The organism is Streptomyces sp. NPDC101225, from assembly GCF_044767585.1.
Taxonomy (GTDB): domain Bacteria; phylum Actinomycetota; class Actinomycetes; order Streptomycetales; family Streptomycetaceae; genus Streptomyces.
Genome location: NZ_JBIWOE010000001.1, coordinates 249425 through 270156, shown reverse-complemented (window position 1 = coordinate 270156; position 20732 = coordinate 249425). Strand labels below are relative to the sequence as shown.

Annotated in this window: 20 protein-coding genes; 11 read left to right on the top strand and 9 right to left on the bottom strand. The window is 74.8% G+C overall.

The window, feature by feature from the left end:
• Positions 1-119 precede the first annotated feature (119 nt).
• The 7 genes from ACIRPX_RS01260 to ACIRPX_RS01230 form a co-directional block, all read right to left on the bottom strand.
• The gene (locus ACIRPX_RS01260; protein WP_404187185.1) at positions 120-1541 is read right to left on the bottom strand and encodes an NAD(P)(+) transhydrogenase (Re/Si-specific) subunit beta; all 1422 of its coding nucleotides are present in this window, start codon (positions 1539-1541) and stop codon (positions 120-122) included.
• Entirely contained in the window at positions 1538-1849 is a 312-nt protein-coding gene (locus ACIRPX_RS01255; protein WP_404187184.1) for an NAD(P) transhydrogenase subunit alpha, read from the bottom strand. Before ACIRPX_RS01255 ends, ACIRPX_RS01260 begins: the two co-directional genes overlap by 4 nt.
• Positions 1846-2961, bottom strand: coding sequence for an NAD(P) transhydrogenase subunit alpha (locus tag ACIRPX_RS01250; RefSeq protein ID WP_404187183.1), 1116 nt, complete (start codon positions 2959-2961; stop codon positions 1846-1848). The genes ACIRPX_RS01255 and ACIRPX_RS01250 overlap by 4 nt, the downstream gene beginning before the upstream one ends.
• 39 nt (positions 2962-3000) lie before the next feature.
• Positions 3001-4014 (bottom strand): zinc-dependent alcohol dehydrogenase, encoded by a 1014-nt coding sequence (locus ACIRPX_RS01245; RefSeq protein ID WP_404187182.1) that lies wholly within the window; start codon positions 4012-4014, stop codon positions 3001-3003.
• A gap of 239 nt (positions 4015-4253) precedes the next feature.
• On the bottom strand, positions 4254-5984 hold the full coding sequence (locus ACIRPX_RS01240; RefSeq protein ID WP_404187181.1) for a GAF domain-containing protein: 1731 nt from the start codon (positions 5982-5984) through the stop codon (positions 4254-4256).
• A gap of 119 nt (positions 5985-6103) precedes the next feature.
• A complete protein-coding gene (gene gap, locus ACIRPX_RS01235) occupies positions 6104-7132 on the bottom strand; it encodes a type I glyceraldehyde-3-phosphate dehydrogenase (RefSeq protein ID WP_404187180.1) in 1029 nt (342 codons plus the stop codon).
• A 124-nt stretch (positions 7133-7256) separates the two neighbouring features.
• Positions 7257-7949 carry a response regulator gene (locus ACIRPX_RS01230; protein WP_404187179.1) on the bottom strand — a complete coding sequence of 231 codons (693 nt, stop codon included), beginning with the start codon at positions 7947-7949 and terminating at the stop codon, positions 7257-7259.
• Between the two features lie 277 nt (positions 7950-8226).
• Here ACIRPX_RS01230 and ACIRPX_RS01225 point away from each other — a divergent pair, with 277 nt between their 5' ends.
• The 3 genes from ACIRPX_RS01225 to ACIRPX_RS01215 all read left to right on the top strand — a co-directional run bounded on the left by ACIRPX_RS01225 (position 8227) and on the right by ACIRPX_RS01215 (position 9877).
• On the top strand, positions 8227-8691 hold the full coding sequence (locus ACIRPX_RS01225) for a pyridoxamine 5'-phosphate oxidase family protein (RefSeq protein WP_404187491.1): 465 nt from the start codon (positions 8227-8229) through the stop codon (positions 8689-8691).
• Positions 8692-8828: 137 nt separating this feature from the next.
• Positions 8829-9494, top strand: coding sequence for a DUF4389 domain-containing protein (locus tag ACIRPX_RS01220; protein ID WP_404187178.1), 666 nt, complete (start codon positions 8829-8831; stop codon positions 9492-9494).
• Positions 9491-9877: a hypothetical protein gene (locus tag ACIRPX_RS01215; RefSeq protein WP_404187177.1), complete on the top strand. Its 387-nt coding sequence runs from the start codon at positions 9491-9493 to the stop codon at positions 9875-9877. Before ACIRPX_RS01220 ends, ACIRPX_RS01215 begins: the two co-directional genes overlap by 4 nt.
• 99 nt (positions 9878-9976) lie before the next feature.
• Here ACIRPX_RS01215 and ACIRPX_RS01210 read toward each other — a convergent pair whose 3' ends face one another.
• Complete coding sequence (locus tag ACIRPX_RS01210) at positions 9977-10891, bottom strand: universal stress protein (protein ID WP_404187176.1); 915 nt, start codon at positions 10889-10891, stop codon at positions 9977-9979.
• A 638-nt stretch (positions 10892-11529) separates the two neighbouring features.
• On the opposite strand from ACIRPX_RS01210, the gene ACIRPX_RS01205 reads away from it, so the two are divergent.
• The 7 genes from ACIRPX_RS01205 to ACIRPX_RS01175 all read left to right on the top strand — a co-directional run bounded on the left by ACIRPX_RS01205 (position 11530) and on the right by ACIRPX_RS01175 (position 18847).
• Positions 11530-12744 carry a globin domain-containing protein gene (locus tag ACIRPX_RS01205; RefSeq protein WP_404187175.1) on the top strand — a complete coding sequence of 405 codons (1215 nt, stop codon included), beginning with the start codon at positions 11530-11532 and terminating at the stop codon, positions 12742-12744.
• A 32-nt stretch (positions 12745-12776) separates the two neighbouring features.
• The gene (locus ACIRPX_RS01200; protein WP_404187174.1) at positions 12777-13151 is read left to right on the top strand and encodes a hypothetical protein; all 375 of its coding nucleotides are present in this window, start codon (positions 12777-12779) and stop codon (positions 13149-13151) included.
• Between the two features lie 499 nt (positions 13152-13650).
• Entirely contained in the window at positions 13651-14166 is a 516-nt protein-coding gene (locus ACIRPX_RS01195) for a nitroreductase family deazaflavin-dependent oxidoreductase (protein WP_404187173.1), read from the top strand.
• The gene (locus ACIRPX_RS01190; protein ID WP_404187172.1) at positions 14163-15158 is read left to right on the top strand and encodes an ATP-binding cassette domain-containing protein; all 996 of its coding nucleotides are present in this window, start codon (positions 14163-14165) and stop codon (positions 15156-15158) included. The genes ACIRPX_RS01195 and ACIRPX_RS01190 overlap by 4 nt, the downstream gene beginning before the upstream one ends.
• Positions 15155-16750 carry an ABC transporter permease gene (locus tag ACIRPX_RS01185; RefSeq protein ID WP_404187171.1) on the top strand — a complete coding sequence of 532 codons (1596 nt, stop codon included), beginning with the start codon at positions 15155-15157 and terminating at the stop codon, positions 16748-16750. Before ACIRPX_RS01190 ends, ACIRPX_RS01185 begins: the two co-directional genes overlap by 4 nt.
• A 169-nt stretch (positions 16751-16919) precedes the next feature.
• A complete protein-coding gene (locus ACIRPX_RS01180) occupies positions 16920-17822 on the top strand; it encodes a universal stress protein (protein WP_404187170.1) in 903 nt (300 codons plus the stop codon).
• Complete coding sequence (locus tag ACIRPX_RS01175) at positions 17819-18847, top strand: Acg family FMN-binding oxidoreductase (protein WP_404187169.1); 1029 nt, start codon at positions 17819-17821, stop codon at positions 18845-18847. Before ACIRPX_RS01180 ends, ACIRPX_RS01175 begins: the two co-directional genes overlap by 4 nt.
• Positions 18848-18887: 40 nt before the next feature.
• Here the strand turns inward: ACIRPX_RS01175 and ACIRPX_RS01170 are convergent, their stop codons facing one another.
• Positions 18888-19976: a universal stress protein gene (locus tag ACIRPX_RS01170; RefSeq protein ID WP_404187168.1), complete on the bottom strand. Its 1089-nt coding sequence runs from the start codon at positions 19974-19976 to the stop codon at positions 18888-18890.
• 323 nt (positions 19977-20299) lie between these two features.
• Between ACIRPX_RS01170 and ACIRPX_RS01165 the strand changes: the two genes are divergently transcribed.
• Complete coding sequence (locus ACIRPX_RS01165) at positions 20300-20632, top strand: hypothetical protein (protein ID WP_404187167.1); 333 nt, start codon at positions 20300-20302, stop codon at positions 20630-20632.
• The last annotated feature ends 100 nt before the right edge of the window (positions 20633-20732 follow it).

The window sequence follows — 20732 nt, the reverse complement described above, 5'->3', positions numbered from 1 at the left end:
GGGGGGGGTGTGGGGGGGTGGGCCGGCGCGGGGCGTTCGACTTGGTGCGCTTGTCGTGCGCCCCCCCGGCCGGGTCGCGGGCCCCCGCGGGTTGGGGGGGGGCCCCCCGACCGTGCGGGTCATCCGACGAACTCGCCGACGGCCGCCTTGAGTTCGGCCAGTCCCTTCTTCGCGTCGGTGAAGAACATGCCGGTCTTCGGGTCGGTGTAGAGCTCGTTGTCGATCCCGGCGTAGCCGTGGCCCATCGAGCGCTTGATGACGACGACGCTCCTCGCCTTGTCGACGTCGAGGATCGGCATGCCCGAGATCGCGTTGCCCGGGCGGCGGGCGGCGGGGTTGGTGACGTCGTTGGCGCCGATGACGAGGGCGACGTCGGCCTGCGGGAACTCCGGGTTGACCTCGTCCATCTCCTTCAGCTGGGGGTAGGGCACGTCGGCCTCCGCCAGCAGCACGTTCATGTGCCCCGGCATACGCCCCGCGACCGGATGGATGGCGTAGCTGACCTCGACCCCGTGCTCGGTCAGCAGCTTTGCCAGGGAGCCGAGTTCGTGCTGGGCCTGCGCCGCGGCAAGGCCGTAGCCCGGGACGAGGACGACCTTGCCGGCGTACGCCAGCTGGATCGCCACGTCGTCCACGGAGACCGCCCGCACCTGGGCCGGTGGTCCGCCGGCGGACGCGGGAACCTCGTCCCCGGTGCCGAAGCCGCCCACCACGATGCCGGCGACCGACCGGTTCATCGCGTCGGCCATCAGCTTGGTGAGGATGCCGCCCGAGGAACTGACCAGCATGCCCGCGATGATCAGCGCGGTCTCGTCCAGGACGAAGCCCGCCATCGCGACCGCCGATCCCGTGAAGGCGTTGAGCAGGGCGATCACGACCGGCATGTCCGCGCCGCCGATCGGCAGCACCATCGTCACGCCGAAGACCAGGGCGACGGCCGCGAGACCGTACAGCGGGGTGCGGGACTGCGGCTCCAGCACCAGCCAGACCGTGCCGGCGACGAAGGACAGCGGCAGCACCGCGTTCAGCAGCCGCGCGCCCGGGAACACCACCGGCGCACCGGAGACGACGCCCTGGAGCTTGCCCGCGGCGACCAGCGAGCCGGAGAAGGTGACCGCGCCGATGACGATGTCCAGCGCTCCCGGGAGCGAGACCCGCGCACCCAGCGCGCCCGGGTGATCGGCCTGGAGCAGGTCGTTGACCGCGATGAGCGCGGCCGCCCCGCCGCCGACTGCGTTGAACAGACTGACCAGTTGGGGCATGGCGGTCATCTTGACCTCGCGCGCGGCGTACAGGCCGAGCGCGGCGCCGACGAGACCGCCCGAGACCAGCACGAGCCAGCCCGTCGTGGTGATCGTGCCCTCGTGGGCCACCAGCCACACCGTGGCGGCGATCGCGACGGCCATGGCTCCGGCGGAGATCGCGTTGCCACGGCGGGCCGTTCGGGGGTGGTTCATCAGGTGCAGGCCGAGCACGAAGCAGACGGCCGTGGCCAGGAAGACGTAGTGCACGGCGTTCGAGACGGTGTCCACGGCGCTCACCCCTTGTCCTTGCCGCCGTCGCGGGGCGTGGTCCTGAACATCTCCAGCATCCGGTCGGTGACGACGTAGCCGCCGACGACGTTCATCGCGCCGAACACCATGGCCACGAAGGCGAGGACGTAGCCGAGCCGGGTGTGCGACTCCGCGGCGATCAGCATGGCGCCGATCACGACGATGCCGTGCACCGCGTTCGAGCCGGACATCAGGGGCGTGTGCAGGGTCGCGGGGACCTTGCTGATGACCTCGACGCCGACCAGGACGCTCAGGACGAACACGGTGATCGCGGTGAGGAGGTCGAGGTCGTTCATGAGGGGGCTCCTTGGGTGAGCGCGGCCGTGATCTCGTCGGCCGGGTCGAGGAACAGCCGGCCGTCGTGCACGAGGTGGCGCAGGACCGCCACGAGGTTGCGGGCGTAGGCCGTGGAGGCGGCGGTCGCCATCGCGGACGGCAGGTGTCCGGCGCCGATCACGGTGACACCGTTGTCCAGCACGACCGTCTTGTCGGGTGTCGAACCCTCGACGTTGCCGCCGAGTTCGCTCGCGGCGAGGTCGACGACGACCGAACCGGGCCTCATCGCCTCGACGGCGGCGGCCGTGACCAGCAACGGCGGTGTGCGGCCCGGGACTTGGGCGGTGGTGATGACGATGTCCGTACGGGCGACGTGCGCGTCCAGCGCCGCTCGCTGCGCCGCCTGCTCCGCCTCGGACAACTCCCGTGCGTAGCCGCCCTGCCCGGCGCCCGATCCGGTGCCTGGCGGGCGCTGGATGTCCAGGAATCGGGCGCCGAGCGACTCCACCTCCTCCCGTGACTCGGGGCGAACGTCGTACGCCGTGACGACGGCGCCGAGGCGGCGGGCGGTGGCGATCGCCTGCAGTCCGGCCACGCCGGCGCCGAGGACCAGGAGTTGGGCCGGGCGGGCCGTGCCCGCCGCGGTGGTCAGCATCGGGAAGAAGCGGTCGTAGGAGTCGGCCGCCAGCACCGCCGCCTTGTAGCCGGCGACGCTCGCCTGCGAGGTCAGCGCGTCCATGGACTGGGCGCGGCTGAGGGTGCGCGGCAGCAGATCGAGGCTCACCGTGCGCACCCCGCGCCGGTTCAGCTCGCGCACGAGGTCCGGACGGCGCAGCGGTTCGAGCAGCCCGATCAGGATCTGCTCGCCGCGCAGCGCCCGGGCGGTCTCCGGGTCCGGCGGGCCGACGCACAGGACGGCGTCCGCGCGTGCGTACAGCTCTTCCGGGGCCACGACGCCCGCGCCGGCGTCGGCGTAGTCGGCGTCCGTGAACCAGGCTCCGGCCCCTGCCCCGGCCTCGATCAGGACGTCGAGCCCGATCCGGCGCAGGAGGGTGACGGCCTCGGGAACGAGCGCGACGCGGCGTTCGGCGGGCGCCCGCTCCCGTACGGCACCCACGGTGACGGTGGCCATGTTCTGCTGCCTCTCCCTGGGCCCCGGGGTCCCCGGAACTCAGAACTCGAAGACGAGCCGGGCCTCGGCCCGTCCGCCGAGGACCTCGTCGAAGGAGTCGTTGACCTGGTCGAGACGCCGGGGCTCGGCGATGACACGGGTCCGTCCGGCGGCGTGCAGCGCGAAGACCTCGGCCAGATCCTGGCGGGTGCCCACGATCGAGCCGATGACGGAGATGCCGCCGAGGACCGTGTCGAAGATGGGCACGTCGATGGAGGCATTGTCGGCGGGCAGGCCGACCATGACCAGACGTCCGCCGCGGTTGAGCGACCGGAACGCCTGCTCGAAGGCCGTGGGCGCGGCGGCGAGCACGACGGCCACGTCCGCCCCGCCGGCCTTCCTGATCTCCTCGACCGGGTCGTGGGTACGGGCGTTGACGATCTGGTCCGCGCCGAGCCGGTGCGCCAGTCCGAGCTTGTCGGGCTCCAGGTCGACGGCGGTGACCAGACCGCCCACGAGACGGGCGTACTGCAGCGCGAGGTGGCCCAGGCCACCGACGCCGAAGATCGCGACGCGCTCGGCCGGGACCACGTGGGCGACCTTGATCGCCTTGTACGTGGTGACGCCCGCACAGGTCAGCGGCGCCGCCTCGAAGGAGGACACACCGTCGGGCACCCGGACGACCGCGCCCGCGTCGGCGACGGCGTACTCCGCGTAGCAACCGTCCACGGAGTAGCCGGAGTTGACCTGCGACTCGCACAGGGTCTCCCAGCCGGACACGCAGTAGCGGCAGGTGCCGCAGGACGAGCCGAGCCACGGCACGGCCACCCGCCGGCCGACCAGGTCGGGCGAGACGCCCGCACCGGCCGCCCGCACCGGACCGACACCCTCGTGACCGGGCACGAACGGCGGCCGCGGCTTGACGGGCCAGTCGCCGTGGGCGGCGTGGATGTCGGTGTGGCAGAGCCCGGAGGCCTCCATCTCCACGAGCACCTGGCCGGGGCCGGGCTCGGGAACGGGCAGGTCCTGGATCTCCAGGGGCTTGCCGAAGTCGGTGACGACCGCTGCCTTCATGTTCTGCTCCTCGACGAGGCCGGTGCGCGGGTGCGCCGGCCGGCCCGTCCGGCTCCGGCCGTGCACCATCCGCATGCCGTCCCGTCGAGCCGGGACGGCCACCACCAGCCTCACCGCGGACGAGGAGCGACTGCAGAGGCCGAACGGCCCTGCGAGGGGGCCTGTGGGCTCGTACCGGAAGGGCCGCGTCGTCCCGCCGCCGGCTCAACCGGGGCACCGTCACGGGCCCTCGCGCGGCGCTACTGCGGCGGTGTCACCGGCGCGTGCCAGGCCAGCACGGTGCCGCCCGAGGGTCCGGCACCGAACGTCATGTCCCCGCCCAGCTGCTCGGCCCGCTCGGCCATGTTGCGCAGGCCGCTGCGGCGGCCGTCGGGCGGGATGCCCACGCCGTCGTCCGCGACCGTGAGCCGGAGCTCCCGGCCGTCCATCTCCAGGACGACGTCGGTACGGCCGGCCCCGGCGTGCCGGGCGACGTTGGTCAGGGCCTCGGACAGGACGGCCACGACGTGATCGGCGACCTCCCGCGGCACATCGGTGTCCAGCAGGCCTTCCATCCGCAGACTGGGCGCGAAGCCGAGCACCTGGCTCGCCTCGCCGACCACGCGCACCACGCGGGCCCGCAGACCCGTTCCGGCGCCGTCCTCACGGGCCCGCAGGCCGAAGATCGTCGACCGGATGATCTTGATCGTCTCGTCCAGGTCGTCGACCGCGCGCGCCACGCGGCCGGCGGCCTCCTCGTGCTCGATGAAGCGGCCGGCGCTCTGCAGCGTCATGCCGGTCGCGAACAGCCGCTGGATCGCCAGGTCGTGCAGGTCGCGGGCGATCCGGTCGCGGTCCTTGAGCACCGCGACCTCCTCGGCGTCGCGCCGGCGCTCCGCGAGCTCCATGGCGATCGCGGCCTGCGCGGCGAAGGACTGCAGCGGATCGATCTCGGTGGCCTCGTAGACCTGCCGGCCCGCCCTGCGCGCCAGCAGGACCACACCGCGCGCACCCGTGCCACTCGCCCCGATGGGCACGGCGACGGCGGGGCCGAGCCCCTGGAAACGCGGCGGCTCCGGGGAGACCCGCTCGTCGTGGACGACGTCCTCGCTGGTGACCGGCGCGCCCGCGGTGAAGGCCAGACCCATCAGGCTCGTCTCCATGGGCAGCACGAGGCCCCGGTGCGCCTCGGAGTCCATCCCGACCGCGATCTCCACCGAGAGCCTGCCGGTGTCCTCCATGGGGAGCGCGACCGCCGCCAGGGCCGAGCAGGTGATCTCTCCGGCCCGCTCGGCGATCAGGCTGAGCACCTCCACGCTCGGCCCGCCGGACATCAGGCCGTGGGTGATCTCCGCGTTCGCCTGCAGCCAGCGCTCGCGCAGCCGGGACTCCTCGTACAGGCGGGCGTTGTCGATCGCCACACCGGCCGCCACGGCCAGCGTGGCCAGGACCGACTCGTCCTCCTCGTCGAACTGCGCCCCGCCCCGCTTCTCGGTCAGGTAGAGGTTGCCGAACACCTGGTCACGGACCCGGATGGGGACGCCGAGGAAGGTGTTCATCGGCGGATGGTGGGCCGGGAAGCCGTACGACGCCGGGTGCTCGGAGATCTTGGCCAGCCGCAGCGGCTCGGGGTGCCGGATGAGCTCGCCGAGGATGCCGTGCCCCTCGGGGTAGGGGCCGATCTCGGCGATGGTCTCGTCGCTGACACCGATCGTGTGGAAGGCGGACAGCCGCTTGCCGTCGGGGCCGATCACGCCGAGCGCGGCGTACTCGGCGTCGACCAGGGCCGCCGCGGCCTCCACGATGCTGTGCAGGGCCTGTTCGAGGTCGAGTTCGCGGCCGACCGAGAGCACCGCCTCCAGGAGGCTGTGCACCCGGTCACGGGTGCCGCGCGCCGCGTCCAGCCGTGCCTGCAGCTCCTCCAGCAGCTCGTCGAGCCTCAGCTGCGGCAGCCGTACACGCGCGTCCTGGGGCTCCTCAGGGCTTCCCACCGGTGCTCCTCCAACTCCCTGACACCGCCGACGGCCACCACGCCGGTCAGGTGCCACGGTAGTCGTCCGCGGCGGGCCGCGGTACGGGCTCCGGGAGGATCAGGCCGCTTCCGGGCCGGTCAGGTGCGCGGGAGGCGGGCCGCGACGTACTCGGTGAGGTCGAGGAGCCGGTTGGTGTAGCCCCACTCGTTGTCGTACCAGCCGAAGACCTTGACCAGCTCGCCGTTGGCCTGGGTCAGCGGGGCGTCCAGGACGCAGGACGCGGGGTCGCCGACGACGTCGCGGGAGACGATCGGGGCGTCCGAGACCCGCAGCACCCCCTTCAGCGGCCCGTCGGCGGCCTCGCGGTAGGCGGCGTTGACCTCGTCCGCGGTGACGTGCCGGCTCAGGACCACACCGAGGTCGGTCAGCGAGCCGTCCTCCACGGGCACCCGCACGGCGATGCCGTCGAGCGTGCCGGCCAGCTCGGGCAGGACGAGGCCGACCGCACGGGCGGCACCCGTGCTGGTGGGGATGATGTTGACGGCGGCGCTGCGGCCGCGCCGCAGGTCCTTGTGCGGGCCGTCCAGGACCACCTGGTCGTTGGTGTAGCCGTGGATGGTGGTCATCAGCCCCTTGACGACGCCGAAGTGCTCGTGGAGCACCTTCACCATGGGGGCGACGCAGTTCGTGGTGCAGGAGGCGTTGGAGACGACGTGGTCGACGTCCGGGTCGTAGGTGTTCTCGTTGACCCCCATGACGAGGGTGGCGTCGACGTCCTTGCCCGGGACGGACAGCAGCACCTTGCGGGCGCCCGCCTTCAGGTGGGCCGCGGCCTGCGCGCGGGTGCGGAAGCGGCCGGTGGACTCGATGACGACGTCCGCGCCGTACTCGCCCCAGGCGAGGGCGGCCGGGTCGCGTTCGGCGGTCACGGCGATGCGCCGGCCGTCCACCGTGAGGGAGTGCCCGTCGTGCTCGACGGTGCGGTGCAGGCGGCCGTACGTGGAGTCGAACTCCAGCAGATGGGCCAGCGTCGCCGGTGAGGTGATGTCGTTGACGGCCACGACCTCGACGGGTGCGCCGGTGCCGTCGTCCGCCCGCTCCAGCACGCAGCGCAGGTAGTTGCGTCCGATGCGGCCGAAGCCGTTGATGCCCACGCGTACGGTCATGTCCGTCGCCCTCCCGGTCGTCGCCCGGCATGTGTCCGGGGTCTGCCGCCAGCCTGCGGACCGCGGGCCGTGCGGGGCTTGGGCCGTACGGGGGCGATCCGGGGCCGTTCGGCCCGGGTGGGTGTCAGCCGCCCTGCCGGCGCAGCCGGTCCTGGGCCTGGGTGGCGATCACCGCGGCCTGGATGCGCCGTTCGACGCCGAGCTTGGCCAGCAGCCGGGAGATGTGGTTCTTGACGGTCTTCTCGGCCAGGAAGAGCCGCCGGCCGATCTGCCGGTTGGTCAGCCCCTCGCCGATCAGGGTGAGGATCTCGCGCTCGCGGTCGGTCAGGCCCGGCAGCGCGTCCGGTTCCTCCTCCTGCTCCTGCCCGCCGCGCAGGCGGGCCATCAGTCTCGTCGTGGCGCTCGGGTCGAGCAGCGACTGGCCCGAGGCGACCGTGCGCACGGCCGACACCAGGTCCGAGCCCTGGATCTGCTTCAGGACGTATCCGGACGCGCCCGCCATGATCGAGTCCAGCAGGGCCTCCTCGTCGTCGAACGAGGTCAGCATCAGGCAGGCCAGCTCGGGCATCCGCGAGCGCAGCTCCCGGCAGACGCTCACGCCGTCGCCGTCGGGCAGCCGCACGTCGAGCACCGCCACCTGCGGGCGCAGCGCCGGGACACGGACCAGGGCCTGCTCGGCCGTGGAGGCCTCGCCGACCACGGTGATGTCCGCCTCGTCGTCGAGGAGGTCGCGCACCCCCCGCCGCACCACTTCGTGGTCGTCCAGCAGGAAGACCCGGATCGGGCCGTCGGGGCCCGACCGCTCGCCGTCCGCCATCGGATGCTCCTCTCCTGCGCGCCGCGCCGGGTTCCGCGACCGGCGCCCGGTGTCGGGATACTCCTCGCTCGCCTGTCCGGGGTCCAGGGCCGGTCGGCCCTGATCCCGGGCGTCTCTCCTTCCCGCTACCCGCCCGGCCCCGCGTCACGCCCCCGCCTCCCCCGTGGGGCCAGGGCCGACCGGACGTGGACTGGGGCCGAACGGCCCTTACGGGGCGTACCGGTGTGCGTTCCAATGATCGGCAGACGTGAGCCGCCGACCCGTACGGGATTTCGCCATGCGCCAGACCCACCCGGCCCTCGTGGGACCGCGCCGGAGCATCGAGCTCGACCGGGCCGAAGCCTGGCGTCTGCTGGGCAGTGTGTCCCTCGGCAGGATCGTCTTCACCCGGCACGCGCTGCCGACCATCCGGCCCGTCAACCACATCCTGGACGACGGTGACATCGTCATCCGCACCCATGAGGGCGCGGCCCTCACCTCCCGCACGCGGGAATCGGCGTCCACGGGCGTGGTCGTGGCCTACGAGGCCGACGCCATCGACCCGCGCACGCACCTCGGCTGGAGCGTCGTGGCCACCGGGTTCGCGCACCTGGTGACCGATCCGCGGGAGATCGACCGCTACCGGCGGCTGCTGCATCCCTGGGTGCAGCAGACCATGGACTACGCCGTCCGTATCCGGCCCGACCTGATCACCGGCATCCGTCTCACCGACGCGGACGCGAGTGGGTCCGGCGGCGGCTGAGACCGGCCCCGCACGACAGGGACCGACGGTCCCGGGACCACCCCCGACGGCCCATGCCCGGCGCGGTGTTTTGGAACGACGCTGATCCTGGGCCCAGGTCGCCGCCGCGGCGCCACGGGCCGAAGGAGTTGATCGCCATGACGAGCCCGGCGAGTGCGACGGACCGTCCCGTACGCGTGAACGCGGTGCTCGACCCGCAGCTGTCCCGCTGGCTGTGGCTGGTGAAGTGGATCCTGCTGATTCCCCACTACGTGGTGCTGTTCTTCCTGTGGATCGCCTTCACCCTGGTCAGCGTGGTCGCGTTCGTCAGCATCCTGTTCACCGAGCGCTACCCACGGTCCCTGTTCGACTTCAACCTCGGTGTCCTGCGCTGGAGTTGGCGCGTCGCCTACTACTCGTACGGCGCCCTGGGCACCGACCGCTATCCGCCGTTCAGCCTGGGCGAGGAGCCCGACTACCCCGCCCGGCTGGACATCGCCTATCCCGAACGCCTGTCCCGGGGACTGGTGCTGGTGAAGTGGTGGCTGCTGGCCATCCCGCACTACATCATCATCGGGTTCTTCCTCGGCGGCTACCACCTCGGCTGGTGGGACGGCGGCCTGGTGGCCGTGCTCGCGGTGATCGCGGCCGTGACCCTGGCCTTCACCGAGAAGTACCCCCGCAGCCTGTTCGACCTGATCCTCGGCCTCAACCGGTGGGTGCTGCGGGTGGCCGCCTACGCCGGCCTGATGACGGACGTCTACCCGCCGTTCCGCCTCGACATGGGCGGGACCGAGCCGTCCGGGCCGGAGGAGCAGGCATGACCGAGCTGCTGGTCGCCGCCTTCCTGGTGGTGCACGGACTGCTGCACCCCGGCGTCTGGACGGCGCCGCAGCCGCAGTCCGGCGGCGCCCCGGCACCCTTCACCCCCGGGCACTCGTGGCTGCTGGCGTCCGCGGGTGTCTCCACGGCGGCGGCCAGGACGGCGGCGCTCACCCTGGCCTGGTACACGGCCGTGGTGTACGTGGTCGCCGGCGCCGGGGTGCTGGCGGGCGGCGGCTGGTGGCCCACGGCCGCTCTCGTCGCCGCGTCGAGCGGCCTGGTCCTCAAGGCGGTGTGGTTCGATCCGTGGCTGAGCGTGGGCGTCCTGCTGGATCTGGGCGTCATCGTCGCGGTGGCCTGCGCCTGGCCCGCCTCGCTCCACTGACCAGGCCCACTGACCAGGCCCACTGACCCGGCCAGTGACTCGCCCGGCCGACCGGCCCTGCCGACGGCCGGCTGCGGCGCGTCGGCCGGCTGCGGCGCCTCAGTCGTGCGGCACCACCGCGACCGGCGCGACGGCGTGCTGCAGCACCGCGTGGGTCACCGGGCCGATGTGACTGCCCACGGCCGCACGGCGGTTGGTGCGCCCGACGACGATCAGCGCCGCGTCGCGTGAGGCCTGCACGAGATGACGGCCGGCACTGCCGATCACGGCCTGCTCACGCACGTCCACGCCGGGGAACTTCTCCTGCCACGGCCGCAGCGCCTGTGTCAGCCGCTGCCGGATCAGCCCGGCCTGCTCCTCGTTGAGCCCCACGTCCATGGCGGCTCCGTAGCCGCGGGAGGCCGGCAGACTCCAGCCGTGGACGACCCGGAGCCCGGCCGCACGGCGCTGCGCCGCCTCGAAGGCGAAGCGGATCACGGACTCCCCGGGCTGCTCCAGGTCGATGCCCAGCACGACGTCACGGTAGGGAGTGCCGGTGGACTCGGTCCCCGAGGCGTCCGGCAGATGCTCGTCCACGGCCCGCTCATCGGCCCGTACGAGGACCACCGGCCGCTCCACCCGGGCCACCAGGGCGAGGGCGACGGATCCGACCAGGAGCCCGGCGACCGTACCGAGCCCCCGCGACCCCAGCACCAGCAGGTCGGCGTCCTCGGCGGCGGCCAGCAGGGCCGCGACGGGGTGGTCCCCGCTGTGCTCGGTCTCGATCCGCAGTGCCGGGTGACGGTCCGCGAGCCGTGAACGCGTCTGCCGCAACAGGCTCTTCGCCCACGTTCCCTGCGTGTCGACCGCGCCGGGCGCCGGTATCCCGCCGAGCGGCGGATGCACGTACGGCGTCTGGTCCCAGCCGTGCACGAGGAGCAGGACGGCCTCGCGCTGCTCGGCCTCGCGGGCCGCCCAGTCCGCGGCGGCCAGGCTCTGCGGGGAACCGTCGAGACCGACAGTGATCGTGGACATGTACGGACCTCCTTGGGGGGATGCCAGGCCAGTCTCCGGGCGGCGCGGGTGGGACAGGAGGTGCCTCACGTCCCTCACCGGGGGCCGAACGGCCCCCGTGGGAGACCCCCGTGACATCGCATCAGGCCGGTCACCGCACGCGCCTCGCCGGCAAGGACCGAAGGGCCCGCGGTCAGGTCCGGTCACCCCACCCGGACGGGCGGCCCAGGAGGCACTGTTGAATCAGGCGGGAACGCCGCGCACGGCATCCCAGGGGCTCCCCCCGTCCCTACCGGTCACGGCACCCGCCAGGGGGACGGCCCGGCGAAGGGCCGCGGCCGCACACGGGTCGTCGGCCGCGTGCCCGCACGGTTCCATCCCGCGCGGGCGCGTCCCCCGCCGGGGGCGCTCCCGGCGCCCCCGGCCGGCCGTCCCGCACGGCCGGGACAGGGCCGGGCGGGGAGGGAGGCGGTGCCGGAGGGCCCCAGGCCGCGGCAGGGCCGTTGGGCCGATGCGCCCGAGTCCTTGGGCCGTAGGTCCCTGTTTCGGTCCGCGGCCGTCACGGGCGTCGAACCCTGGTCGCACCCCTGCTAGACAGAAGGGGCCGCGCAGTCGACGCGGTCCGCTTCGCACCTCGATCCCCGCACCCGGGAGGCCCCATGCTGTCCGCAGAGTCCGCCGCCGTGGTCCGTGCCACCCTGCCCGCGGTGGCGGGAGCGCTCGACGAGATCACGACGCGCTTCTACGGGGCGATGTTCCGGGACCGGCCGGAGCTGCTGGACGGCATGTTCAACCGGGGCAACCAGGCGAACGGCGAGCAGCGGCGTGCGCTGGCCGGCTCGATCGCCGGGTTCGCGACCGCGCTGCTGGACGAGCCGGACACCCGGCCCGACGCCCTGCTGGACCGCATAGCGCACAAGCACGCCGCGGTCGGCGTCACCGACGACCAGTACACCCTCGTGCACAAGTACCTGTTCGCCGCCATCGCCGAGACCCTCGGCGACGCCGTGACCCCGGAGGTGGCCGCGGCCTGGGACGAGGTGTACTGGCTGATGGCCGGCGCCCTGATCGGCCGGGAGGCGCGCCTCTACCACGAGGCGGGCGTCGATCCGGGGCAGGGCTGGCGGCGGTGGACGGTCGTCGAGCGGCGTGCCGAGACCCCGGACGTGGTGTCGTTCCTGCTCCGCCCGGCGGACGGCCGGCCGGCCCCGCGGGCGCGGGCGGGCCAGTACGTCAGCGTACGCGTCCGCATGCCCGACGGAGTCGATCAGCTGCGGCAGTACAGCCTGTCCTCGGACCCGGGCCGGGAGCTGAGGCGCATCACGGTGAAGCGGGTGACCGGCACGGCCGCCGCGCCGCGCGGCGAGGTCTCCAACCTGCTGCACAGCCAGGTCCACGAGGGCGACCGGCTGACGCTCTCCGCGCCCTTCGGCGACGTCTTCCTCGACGACCGGGAGCGTGCCACCGGCCCGCTGGTGCTGATCTCGGCGGGCATCGGCTGCACTCCCATGACGGGCATCCTGGCCCGGCTGGAGGCCGACGCCTCGACCCGCGAGGTGCTGGTCCTGCATGCCGACGGCTCCCCCGGCGAGCATGCGCTGCGCGCCGAGACCCGTGACCTCGTCGAGCAACTGCCGGGTGCCCGCTCGGTGTTCTGGTACGAGCGCCCCGGATCCGAGGAACCGGCCGCCCGCACCGGCCTGATGGACCTCTCCGGTGTGGAACTCCCCGACGGGGCGACGGTGTACCTGTGCGGCCCGGTGCCCTTCATGCGCGACGTCCGTGCACAACTGCTCGGCGCGGGAGTGCCCGCCCGGCTCATCCGGTACGAGGTCTTCGGACCCGACCTGTGGCTGCCCGGCTCCGCCGCCTGACGGCCCACGCACCTTCAAGGAAAGGAGTCACCATGAACGGCGACAACAACCAGGACGCGCCCGCGGTGCGGCTGCGCTGCGACGGCGCGGTGGACGAGGCGAGCCTCGCCTACGCGCGCGTGAAGATCGACGCCGTCGTCGGCCGGTCCGGACTGCCCGCCGTCACCGGCGAGGTGCGCATCGTGCGGGCCGCCGCCCATGCCGACCTGCCCTGGTCGGCCGTGGCCGAGCTGAGCGTCGGCGGCCGGCCGGTGGTCGTCACCGCCGAGGAGGCCACCGGCCACGAGGCGGTCGACCAGTTGCAGGCCCGGCTGCGGCGCCAGATCGACCGGGCCGCCCACTCCTGGGACGACGGTCACCGGACGGCCGCACCGCCGTGGCGAGGCGGCACTCGGCGCTCGGCATAGTTCCGGGCCGTGCGCGGGGCCCGGTCGGCGGGCCTCCCCGGGCGGCGGACGCACGAGGGGCTGTGCGACGGCGACGGCGTGGCTGGAGGCCGGGGCGACGCGGCGCCCGCCGGGGCCGTCCTCCTGATCCGCGAGGACGGATTCCAGGGATGCGCGGGATGCGCGGGAGCGGGCATCCGCCTCCTCGGGGAACGGCGCACCGTCGGCGGCACCCCCGAGGGGCCGGCGGCCACGCCGGGCCGACCGTCCTGCGCGGTGGGTCCGGCGGCCCCCGGTCAACGGCCCCATGGCACCGGGACAGAGCCGTTCGGCCTCTGCGGGACACGGGCGTGTCCACGGACGCTGGAGGGTGAGCCCAGCGCCCGGCGGGTGCGAACCGCTCCGCCGGTGCGAGGTGCTCGCCGACGCCGAGCAGGCGCGGCTCGGAACGTTGCCTCGGGTGCGCGGCGACAGCGCCGGCACCCGGGGCCCGATCGCAGGCCGAAGCGGGTGTGAAGGCATGGGACATGAGGATTCGGCAGGACTGCTGCACCGGTTCGACCGGTGGCTGTACCGCCGGGGCCGCCCCAACGGGCCGGCCCGGATGATGAACCGGCAGACGGTGCTCCTGGCCTCGGCCGGGCTGGGACCGAGGCGTGTGGTCACGCTGGAGGTGACCGGGCGCCGTACGGGACGCCGCCGCTCGCTCCCCCTGGTGGTCGCCGACCTCGACGGCGAGCACTACCTGGTGGCGATGCTCGGCCGGGACACGAACTGGGTGCGCAACGTCCGCGCGGCCGACGGCCGGGCGGTACTGCGGCACGGCCGTCGCACGGCCGTACGACTGGAGGAGGTCGAGAGCGCCGATCGCGCGCCCGTCCTGCGCCGCTATCTCGCGCTGGCCCCGGGAGCCCGGCCGCATCTGCCCGTGGACCGGCACGCTCCGCCGGCGGAGTTCAAGCGGATCGCCGAGCAGATCCCCGTCTTCCGCATCCGGCCCGACCGGCCCGGGCCGCGGGAGGAGAGCGCGCCGTGACCGTCCCGTCCACCGCCGCCGAGACCCCCGCCACAGACGGGCCGGCCGCCGCGGTCTCCGTCTCGGGCCTGGTGAAGACGTTCGGCGCGACCAGGGCGCTGGACGGGCTGGACCTGACCGTGGCCACCGGCGAGGTGCACGGCTTCCTCGGGCCCAACGGCGCGGGCAAGACCACCACGATCCGGGTGCTGCTGGGCCTGCTGCGCCCCGACGCCGGGAAGGCCGTTCTGCTCGGCGGTGATCCCTGGCGGGACGCGGTCGCCCTGCACCGGCGGCTGGCCTACGTACCCGGCGACGTCTCCCTGTGGCCGAAGCTGAGCGGCGGCGAGATCATCGACGTCTTCGGCCGGCTGCGCGGGGACCTGGACCCGGCCCGGCGGGACGAGCTGCTGGAGCGGTTCGAACTGGATCCGACCAAGAAGGCCCGCACCTACTCCAAGGGCAACCGGCAGAAGGTCGGCCTGGTCGCCGCCCTTGCCTCCGGCGCCGAGCTGCTGATCCTCGACGAGCCGACGTCCGGGCTGGACCCGCTGATGGAGACCGTCTTCCAGGACTGCATCCGCGAGGTCAAGGCCGAGGGCCGCACCGTGCTGCTGTCCAGCCACATCCTGGCCGAGGTGGAGGCCCTGTGCGACCGGGTCGACATCATCCGGGCCGGGCGGACCGTGGAGAGCGGCACGCTCAGCGAACTGCGCCACCTGACCCGTACGGCCGTCGACGTCCACACCGCCCGCCCGGCGGCCGGCCTGGACACCCTGCCCGGCGTGCACGACCTGCGCACCGACGGGCACCGCGCCCGCTTCGACGTCGACACCGACCACCTCGACGCGGCCGTACGCCTGCTCACCGCGTTCGGCATCCGCACACTCACCAGCCGGCCGCCCACCCTGGAGGAACTGTTCCTGCGTCACTACGGCGACGAACTGGCCGGGGAACGCGGGAGGCCGGACGCCCGTCCGGGCGCGGCCGGGCGCGACGGCGGCCCGCCGTGAGCACCGGGGCGGTCGAGCTGACGGGCACCGGCACGCTCACCCGGTGCCTGCTGCGCCGGGAGCGGGTCCGCATCGCCGTCTGGGTCGTCGCGGTCCCGCTGCTGGTGCTGCTCACCGCTGCCGCCGTCAAAGGGCTCTACCCCACCCAGCACGATCTCGACGTGGCGGCCCGGGGCAGTGAGGGCAACGCCGCCGCCATCGCCTTCAACGGACCGGCCCTCGCCCTCGACACGATGGGCGGTGAGGTGGCCTTCCAGACGGGGACGATCGGGCTCGTCATGGTCGCCCTGATGAGCATCTTCACGGTGGGGCGGCAGACCCGCGGCGAGGAGGAGGCCGGCCGCGCCGAGCTGGTGCGCGCCCTGCCGACCGGACGGCACGCGGGCGTCGCCGCCGCGCTGCTCGTGATCGCCGGCATGAACACGGCCGTCGCCACCGCGGTGACCCTCGGTCTGCTCGCGCTGGGCCTGCCGACGGCGGGCTCGGTCCTCTTCGGCGCGTCCTTCCTCGCCCTCGGTCTGGTCTTCGCCGCCTTCACCACCGTGGCCGCGCAGGTCAGCGAGAACACGCGGGTGGTGCACGGCTGCACCGGCGCCGTTCTGGGGCTGGCCTTCGTGCTGCGCGCCGTCGGGGACATCGGCGACGGCACCGCGTCCTGGTTCTCCCCCATCGGCTGGGTGCAGAAGACCCGGCCCTTCGCCGGCGAGCGCTGGTGGCCGCTGCTCCTGGCGGCCGGGGGCGCGGCCGCGGCACTCGCCCTCGCGTCGGTCCTCGCGGCCCGGCGCGACCTCGGCGCGGGTCTCGTGCCGCCGCGCCCCGGCCGGTCGCGCGCCGCCCCGGGCCTCGGCCGGCCGCTCGGGCTCGCGCTGCGCCTGCAGCGCGGCAGCCTGATCGGCTGGAGCTGCGCCGTGTTCCTCGCCGGAATCGCCTACGGCTGGGTCGCGGACGACGTCCAGGACCTCGTCGGCGACAACGACACCATGCGCAAGGTGATCGCCAGTTTCGGCGGGACGAGCATCACCGACGCCTACCTCACCCGCTCGCTGCTCACCGTCGCCCTGGTCGGCGCGGGCTTCGCCGTCCAGTCCGCCCTGCGCCCGCGCGGCGAGGAGACCGCGCTGCGCGCCGAACCCGTGCTGGCCACGCCCGTCTCCCGGCTGCGCTGGGCCGGCAGCCACCTCTCCGTCGCCGTCCTGGGCAGCGTGCTGGTCCTGGGGGCGGCGGGCCTGGGCACCGGCCTCACCTACGCGCTCGTCAGCCACGACGCCGGGCAGATCCTGCGCCTGCTCGGTGCCGCCCTTGCCTACGCGCCGGCGCTGTGGGTGCTCGCGGGGGTGGCGACCGCGCTGACCGGGCTGGCGCCGCGTGCCGTGGGCGCCGCCTGGGCCGTCCTCGGCCTGTGCCTGGTGGCCGGTGTGCTCGGCGACGTGCTCGGCCTCCCCGGCTGGCTGCTCGGCCTGTCCCCGTTCCAGCACCTCCCCCAACTCCCCGCCGACAGCTGGACGACCGGCGCCGCCTCGGCGGTCACGGCGGTCGCGGCGGCGCTGGTCGCGACCGGCCTGGCCGCCCTGCGCCACCGGGACGCCGGATAGGCGACGGGCGCCGGACCGCCGGCCTCCGCCGTGCGCGGGCACGTCCGCGCACGGGGGCCACAAGGACCCAGGGGCGGGACCGCCGGCCCCTCCGGCGCCCCGGACTCCCGCACGACGATGGGAACCGGACCGGGACAGCCGGGCGGAGGAGACCGCGGAGGTGCCTGCCATGTCACGACCGATCGTCGTCGGGGTCGACGGATCCCCCGAGAGCCTGGCCGCCGTCGAATGGGCGGCACGCGAGGCGCTGCGCCGCGATCGCCCCCTGCGTCTGGTGCATGCCTCCGAGTGGACCCCGGAGCGGGAGTCCTGCGGCGCGGCGCGCATGGTGCGCCACCATGTGGGCCGGGGCGTCCTGCACCGGGCCGCGGACCGTGTCGCGCGGATCTGCCCCGACATGTGGGTCACCGACGAGCACGTCGAGGCGCCGGCCCTCACGGCCCTGTCCGACGCCGCGGGCCGGGCCGAGTTGCTGGTCGTCGGCGCGCGCGGGCTGAGCGGCCGCACCGGATTCCTGGTCGGATCGGTGGCCCAGGCCCTCACGGCGCGGGCGGTCCGGCCCGTCGTCCTGATCGAGGCCGGGGAGCGGGCGGAGGACGCACATCTGCCGGACGGGGACGGCAACCCCTCGCTCCGCACGCCGTACCGTGACGTCGTCGTCGGCATCGACGTGCGCACGGCCTGCGACGAGGTCATCGGCTTCGCGTTCGAGGCGGCCCGGCTGCGCGGTGCGCGGCTGCACGCCCTGCACGCCTGGAGCGACGCGGACGGCATGGCACCGGGCCCGGGCGAGCCCGCCGCCGGCACGGGCCCGGCGGGCGAGGAGGACCGGCGCGGCTTCCTCGGCGCGGTGCTGCAGAACTGGCGCGACAAGTACCCCGGCGTCGACGTCGTCGAGACCGTCGCCGCGGGCGGGGCCGCACCCCATCTGGTCCGTGCCGGCACGGGCGCCGGACTGCTCGTCGTCGGCCGCCGTGTCCACGACAGCCGCGTCGGGCCGCACACCGGCCCGGTCACCCGCACGGTGATCCATCACGCGCGCTGCCCCGTCGCCGTCGTGCCGCACCGGTGAACGCCCGCGAGACGCCGGGCGCGGACGAACGGCGGCCCGCCATGGACACGGCGCACCCCGAGGTCGACCACGCGGCCCGCCGACTGGTCCGCGCGGCCGTCGCCGCGCCCTCGGTCCACAACACCCAGCCCTGGCTGTTCACCCACCGGGACGGCGCGCTGGACCTGTACGCGGACGGCGGGCGCCGGCTGCCGCTCGGCGACCCGGACGGGCGCGAGCAGCTGATCAGCTGTGGCGCGGCCCTGTTCAACGCCCGTGTGGCCATGCGGCGGCTGGGCCACCGGCCGGTCGTGCGGCTGCTCCCCGAGCCACGGGACCCCGCTCGTCTCGCCCGGGCCGGCTGGGGTCCGTACGCCCCGCCGAGCGCCGGCGAGAACCTGATGTACCGGGCGCTGTGGCAGCGGCACACGCACCGCGGCCCGTTCCGGACCACCCCGCTGCCGCCGCCGCTCGTCGCCGAACTGCGCGCGCACGCACGGGCCGAGGGCGCGGAGCTGTACCCGGTGCGGGCCCCGTACGCCCGCCGTCACCTGGCAGAACTGGTCCGTGCCGCCGAAGCGGTCCAGCGCGGCGACCCCGCGCGGCGCGCCGAGCTGGCCCACTGGACGCGGCCCGGCCGGGACGGCTCCCCGGACGGTGTCCCGCTCGCCTCCTGCGACGGCCGTCCGGACCGCACCGGTCTGGTCGGACGGGACTTCCTCCGCGTGACGGGCGCGGTGCCCGCCGTGCCGGCGGTGTGGCCCGCCGCCACGGGGCTGGTCATCGTCCTCGCCACCGCGCGCGACACGCGCGAGGACTGGCTGCGCGCCGGGCAGGCCCTGCAACGCGTCCTGCTGCACGCGACCGTCCGCTGGGCCGAGGCGGCCTTCCACACGCAGCCGCTCGAAGTGCCCTGGCTGCGCGAGCAGGTGCGCACGACGATCACGCGCGGCGAGTTCCCGCAGATGATCCTGCGCCTCGGCCACGTCCCCCGCGGCCAGGCGACCCCGCGACGGCCGGCCGACGCGGTCCTCAGGGCGGAGTGACGGCGCCCGCCACCCGCCGGAGTCCGCCCCGGCGGCCGGCTCACCAGCGCAGGCCCGCCCATCGGCGCCATCGCCGCATCGCCAGCCCCCGTCGCGCCTGTCCGCCGTGCCGGACCCACGACCGGCGGCCCCTGCGCGCCGTCCCCGGCCAGGAGCGCGCGAAACCGGCGAGGCGTCGGACGCGGCGCACCGCGGTGCGCTGTGCGCGGCGGACGGCCCGGCCGGCGTGCGGGCGGCGGCGCGGGGACCGGCGCCCCTCGCGCCGCGGCACGGCCACGACCGGGCAGCGGGCGCGGTCGAGCACACCCTGCACGACCGAGCCGAGCAGCACGCCGGCGGGGCCGCCGCGGATGCCCACGACGAGCCCGAGCGCGTGCGCGGACTCCCGGGCCAGGACCTGGGCCGGCCGGCCGCGGATCACCTCGTGGCGCACCTCCACGTCCGGGTGGGCCGCCCGGCGCCTGGCCACCAGTGCCGACAGCAGGGCGCGGGACTCGCGCAGGGCGGCCTGCTCGTCGAGGACGCCGAGCAGGGGCGGACGCCACACGTACAGCACCCGCACCGTCGCACGGTGCAGGGCCGCCTCCGCGAGGGCGTGGTCGACGGCGGCCACGGAGTGGCGGCGGCCGTCCATACCGACGTCCACCCCGACGACGAAGTGCGGTGCCGATCCGTCGGCCTGCTCACGGTCCCGCACGACCACCACGGGGCAGTCGGAGTCCGCGATGACCGGCAGCGCGACGGACGCCGAGGTGAACAGCCCCTCCCGGGTGCGCAGCCGGTGCGAGCCGAGCACCACGGCCGCGGCCGTGCGGGCGTGCCTGCGCAGGAGCGGCACGGGATCGTCCGCGGCGAGCAGGGTCGAGACCTCCAAGCCGGGGTGGCGGTCGGCGACGAAGGCGGCCGCGTCGAGCAGGGCGTGCTCCGCGACGCCGCGCCGGTCATCGGTGAGCCCGCTCCCGCCGCGGTGTCCGTACCTGTCCCCGGCGGGCGACGCGCCCTGGGCGTGCACCAGGCGGAGCGGCACCCGGCGCCGGTCCGCCTCGTCGGCGCCCCAGGCGAGGACGCGGCGGTGGGACGGGCCCGGATCGACGCCGACCACGATCGGTGCTCGCCCTGGTGTCACCATGGTCCGCTCCGTACGTCTCGGCGCGCCGTCCGCGCGAGGTCCGCCCCCTTGCGCCCCGGGCCGGTGCCGTCCTTCCTGGACCGCGCGCCCCGGGTGCCGCTGCGACCGAGTCTTCTCGCGCGACCCGGCGCCGGTAGGGCCGTTCGGCCCCTGCGACGCGCCGATCGGCTCCCGCTCACCCGCCCTGCCACGGCCGGCGTCCGCGTCCTTCCCCCCGCGGCGACGTCAGGGGGCCACATGGCCCCGGGGCCCGCCGCGATCGGCCCCGCGCACGGGCCGACCGTCACCTCCTCACCCCGACGACGGCGGCGCACGCTGACAGCATGACCAGTCATCGGATTCCCCCGGGCAGCGGCTCCAGGCACCTCAAGGACTTCATGATCCTCACTCCGGCGCGGATCGAAGTCGCGGCCGGAGAGGCGTTCAGCTCGTGCGTGACCGTGTGGCCCGCGGGGCCACGGCACGTCGTCAGCGCCTCCGCGGCCGCCGGGGCGCCCGTGCGGGTCGAGGTGAACGGCCACAAGGTCACCGTCGCGGGCCGTCTCGGACGTGCGGGCGAGCAGCTCGTCGTCCACGTGACCGTGCGGGACCGCACGGACATCGCCCACGACACCCTGACCATCGAGGCCGTCCACGCGCCGCGGCAGCCGACGTAGCCCGGGGCGGTACCCGGCGGGGGGGGCCGCCCCCCCGCGGCCGCCCCACCGTTCGGGTACCCGAACCGCCCGCCCACGGGGGTGAGGGTCGGGGGCGGGC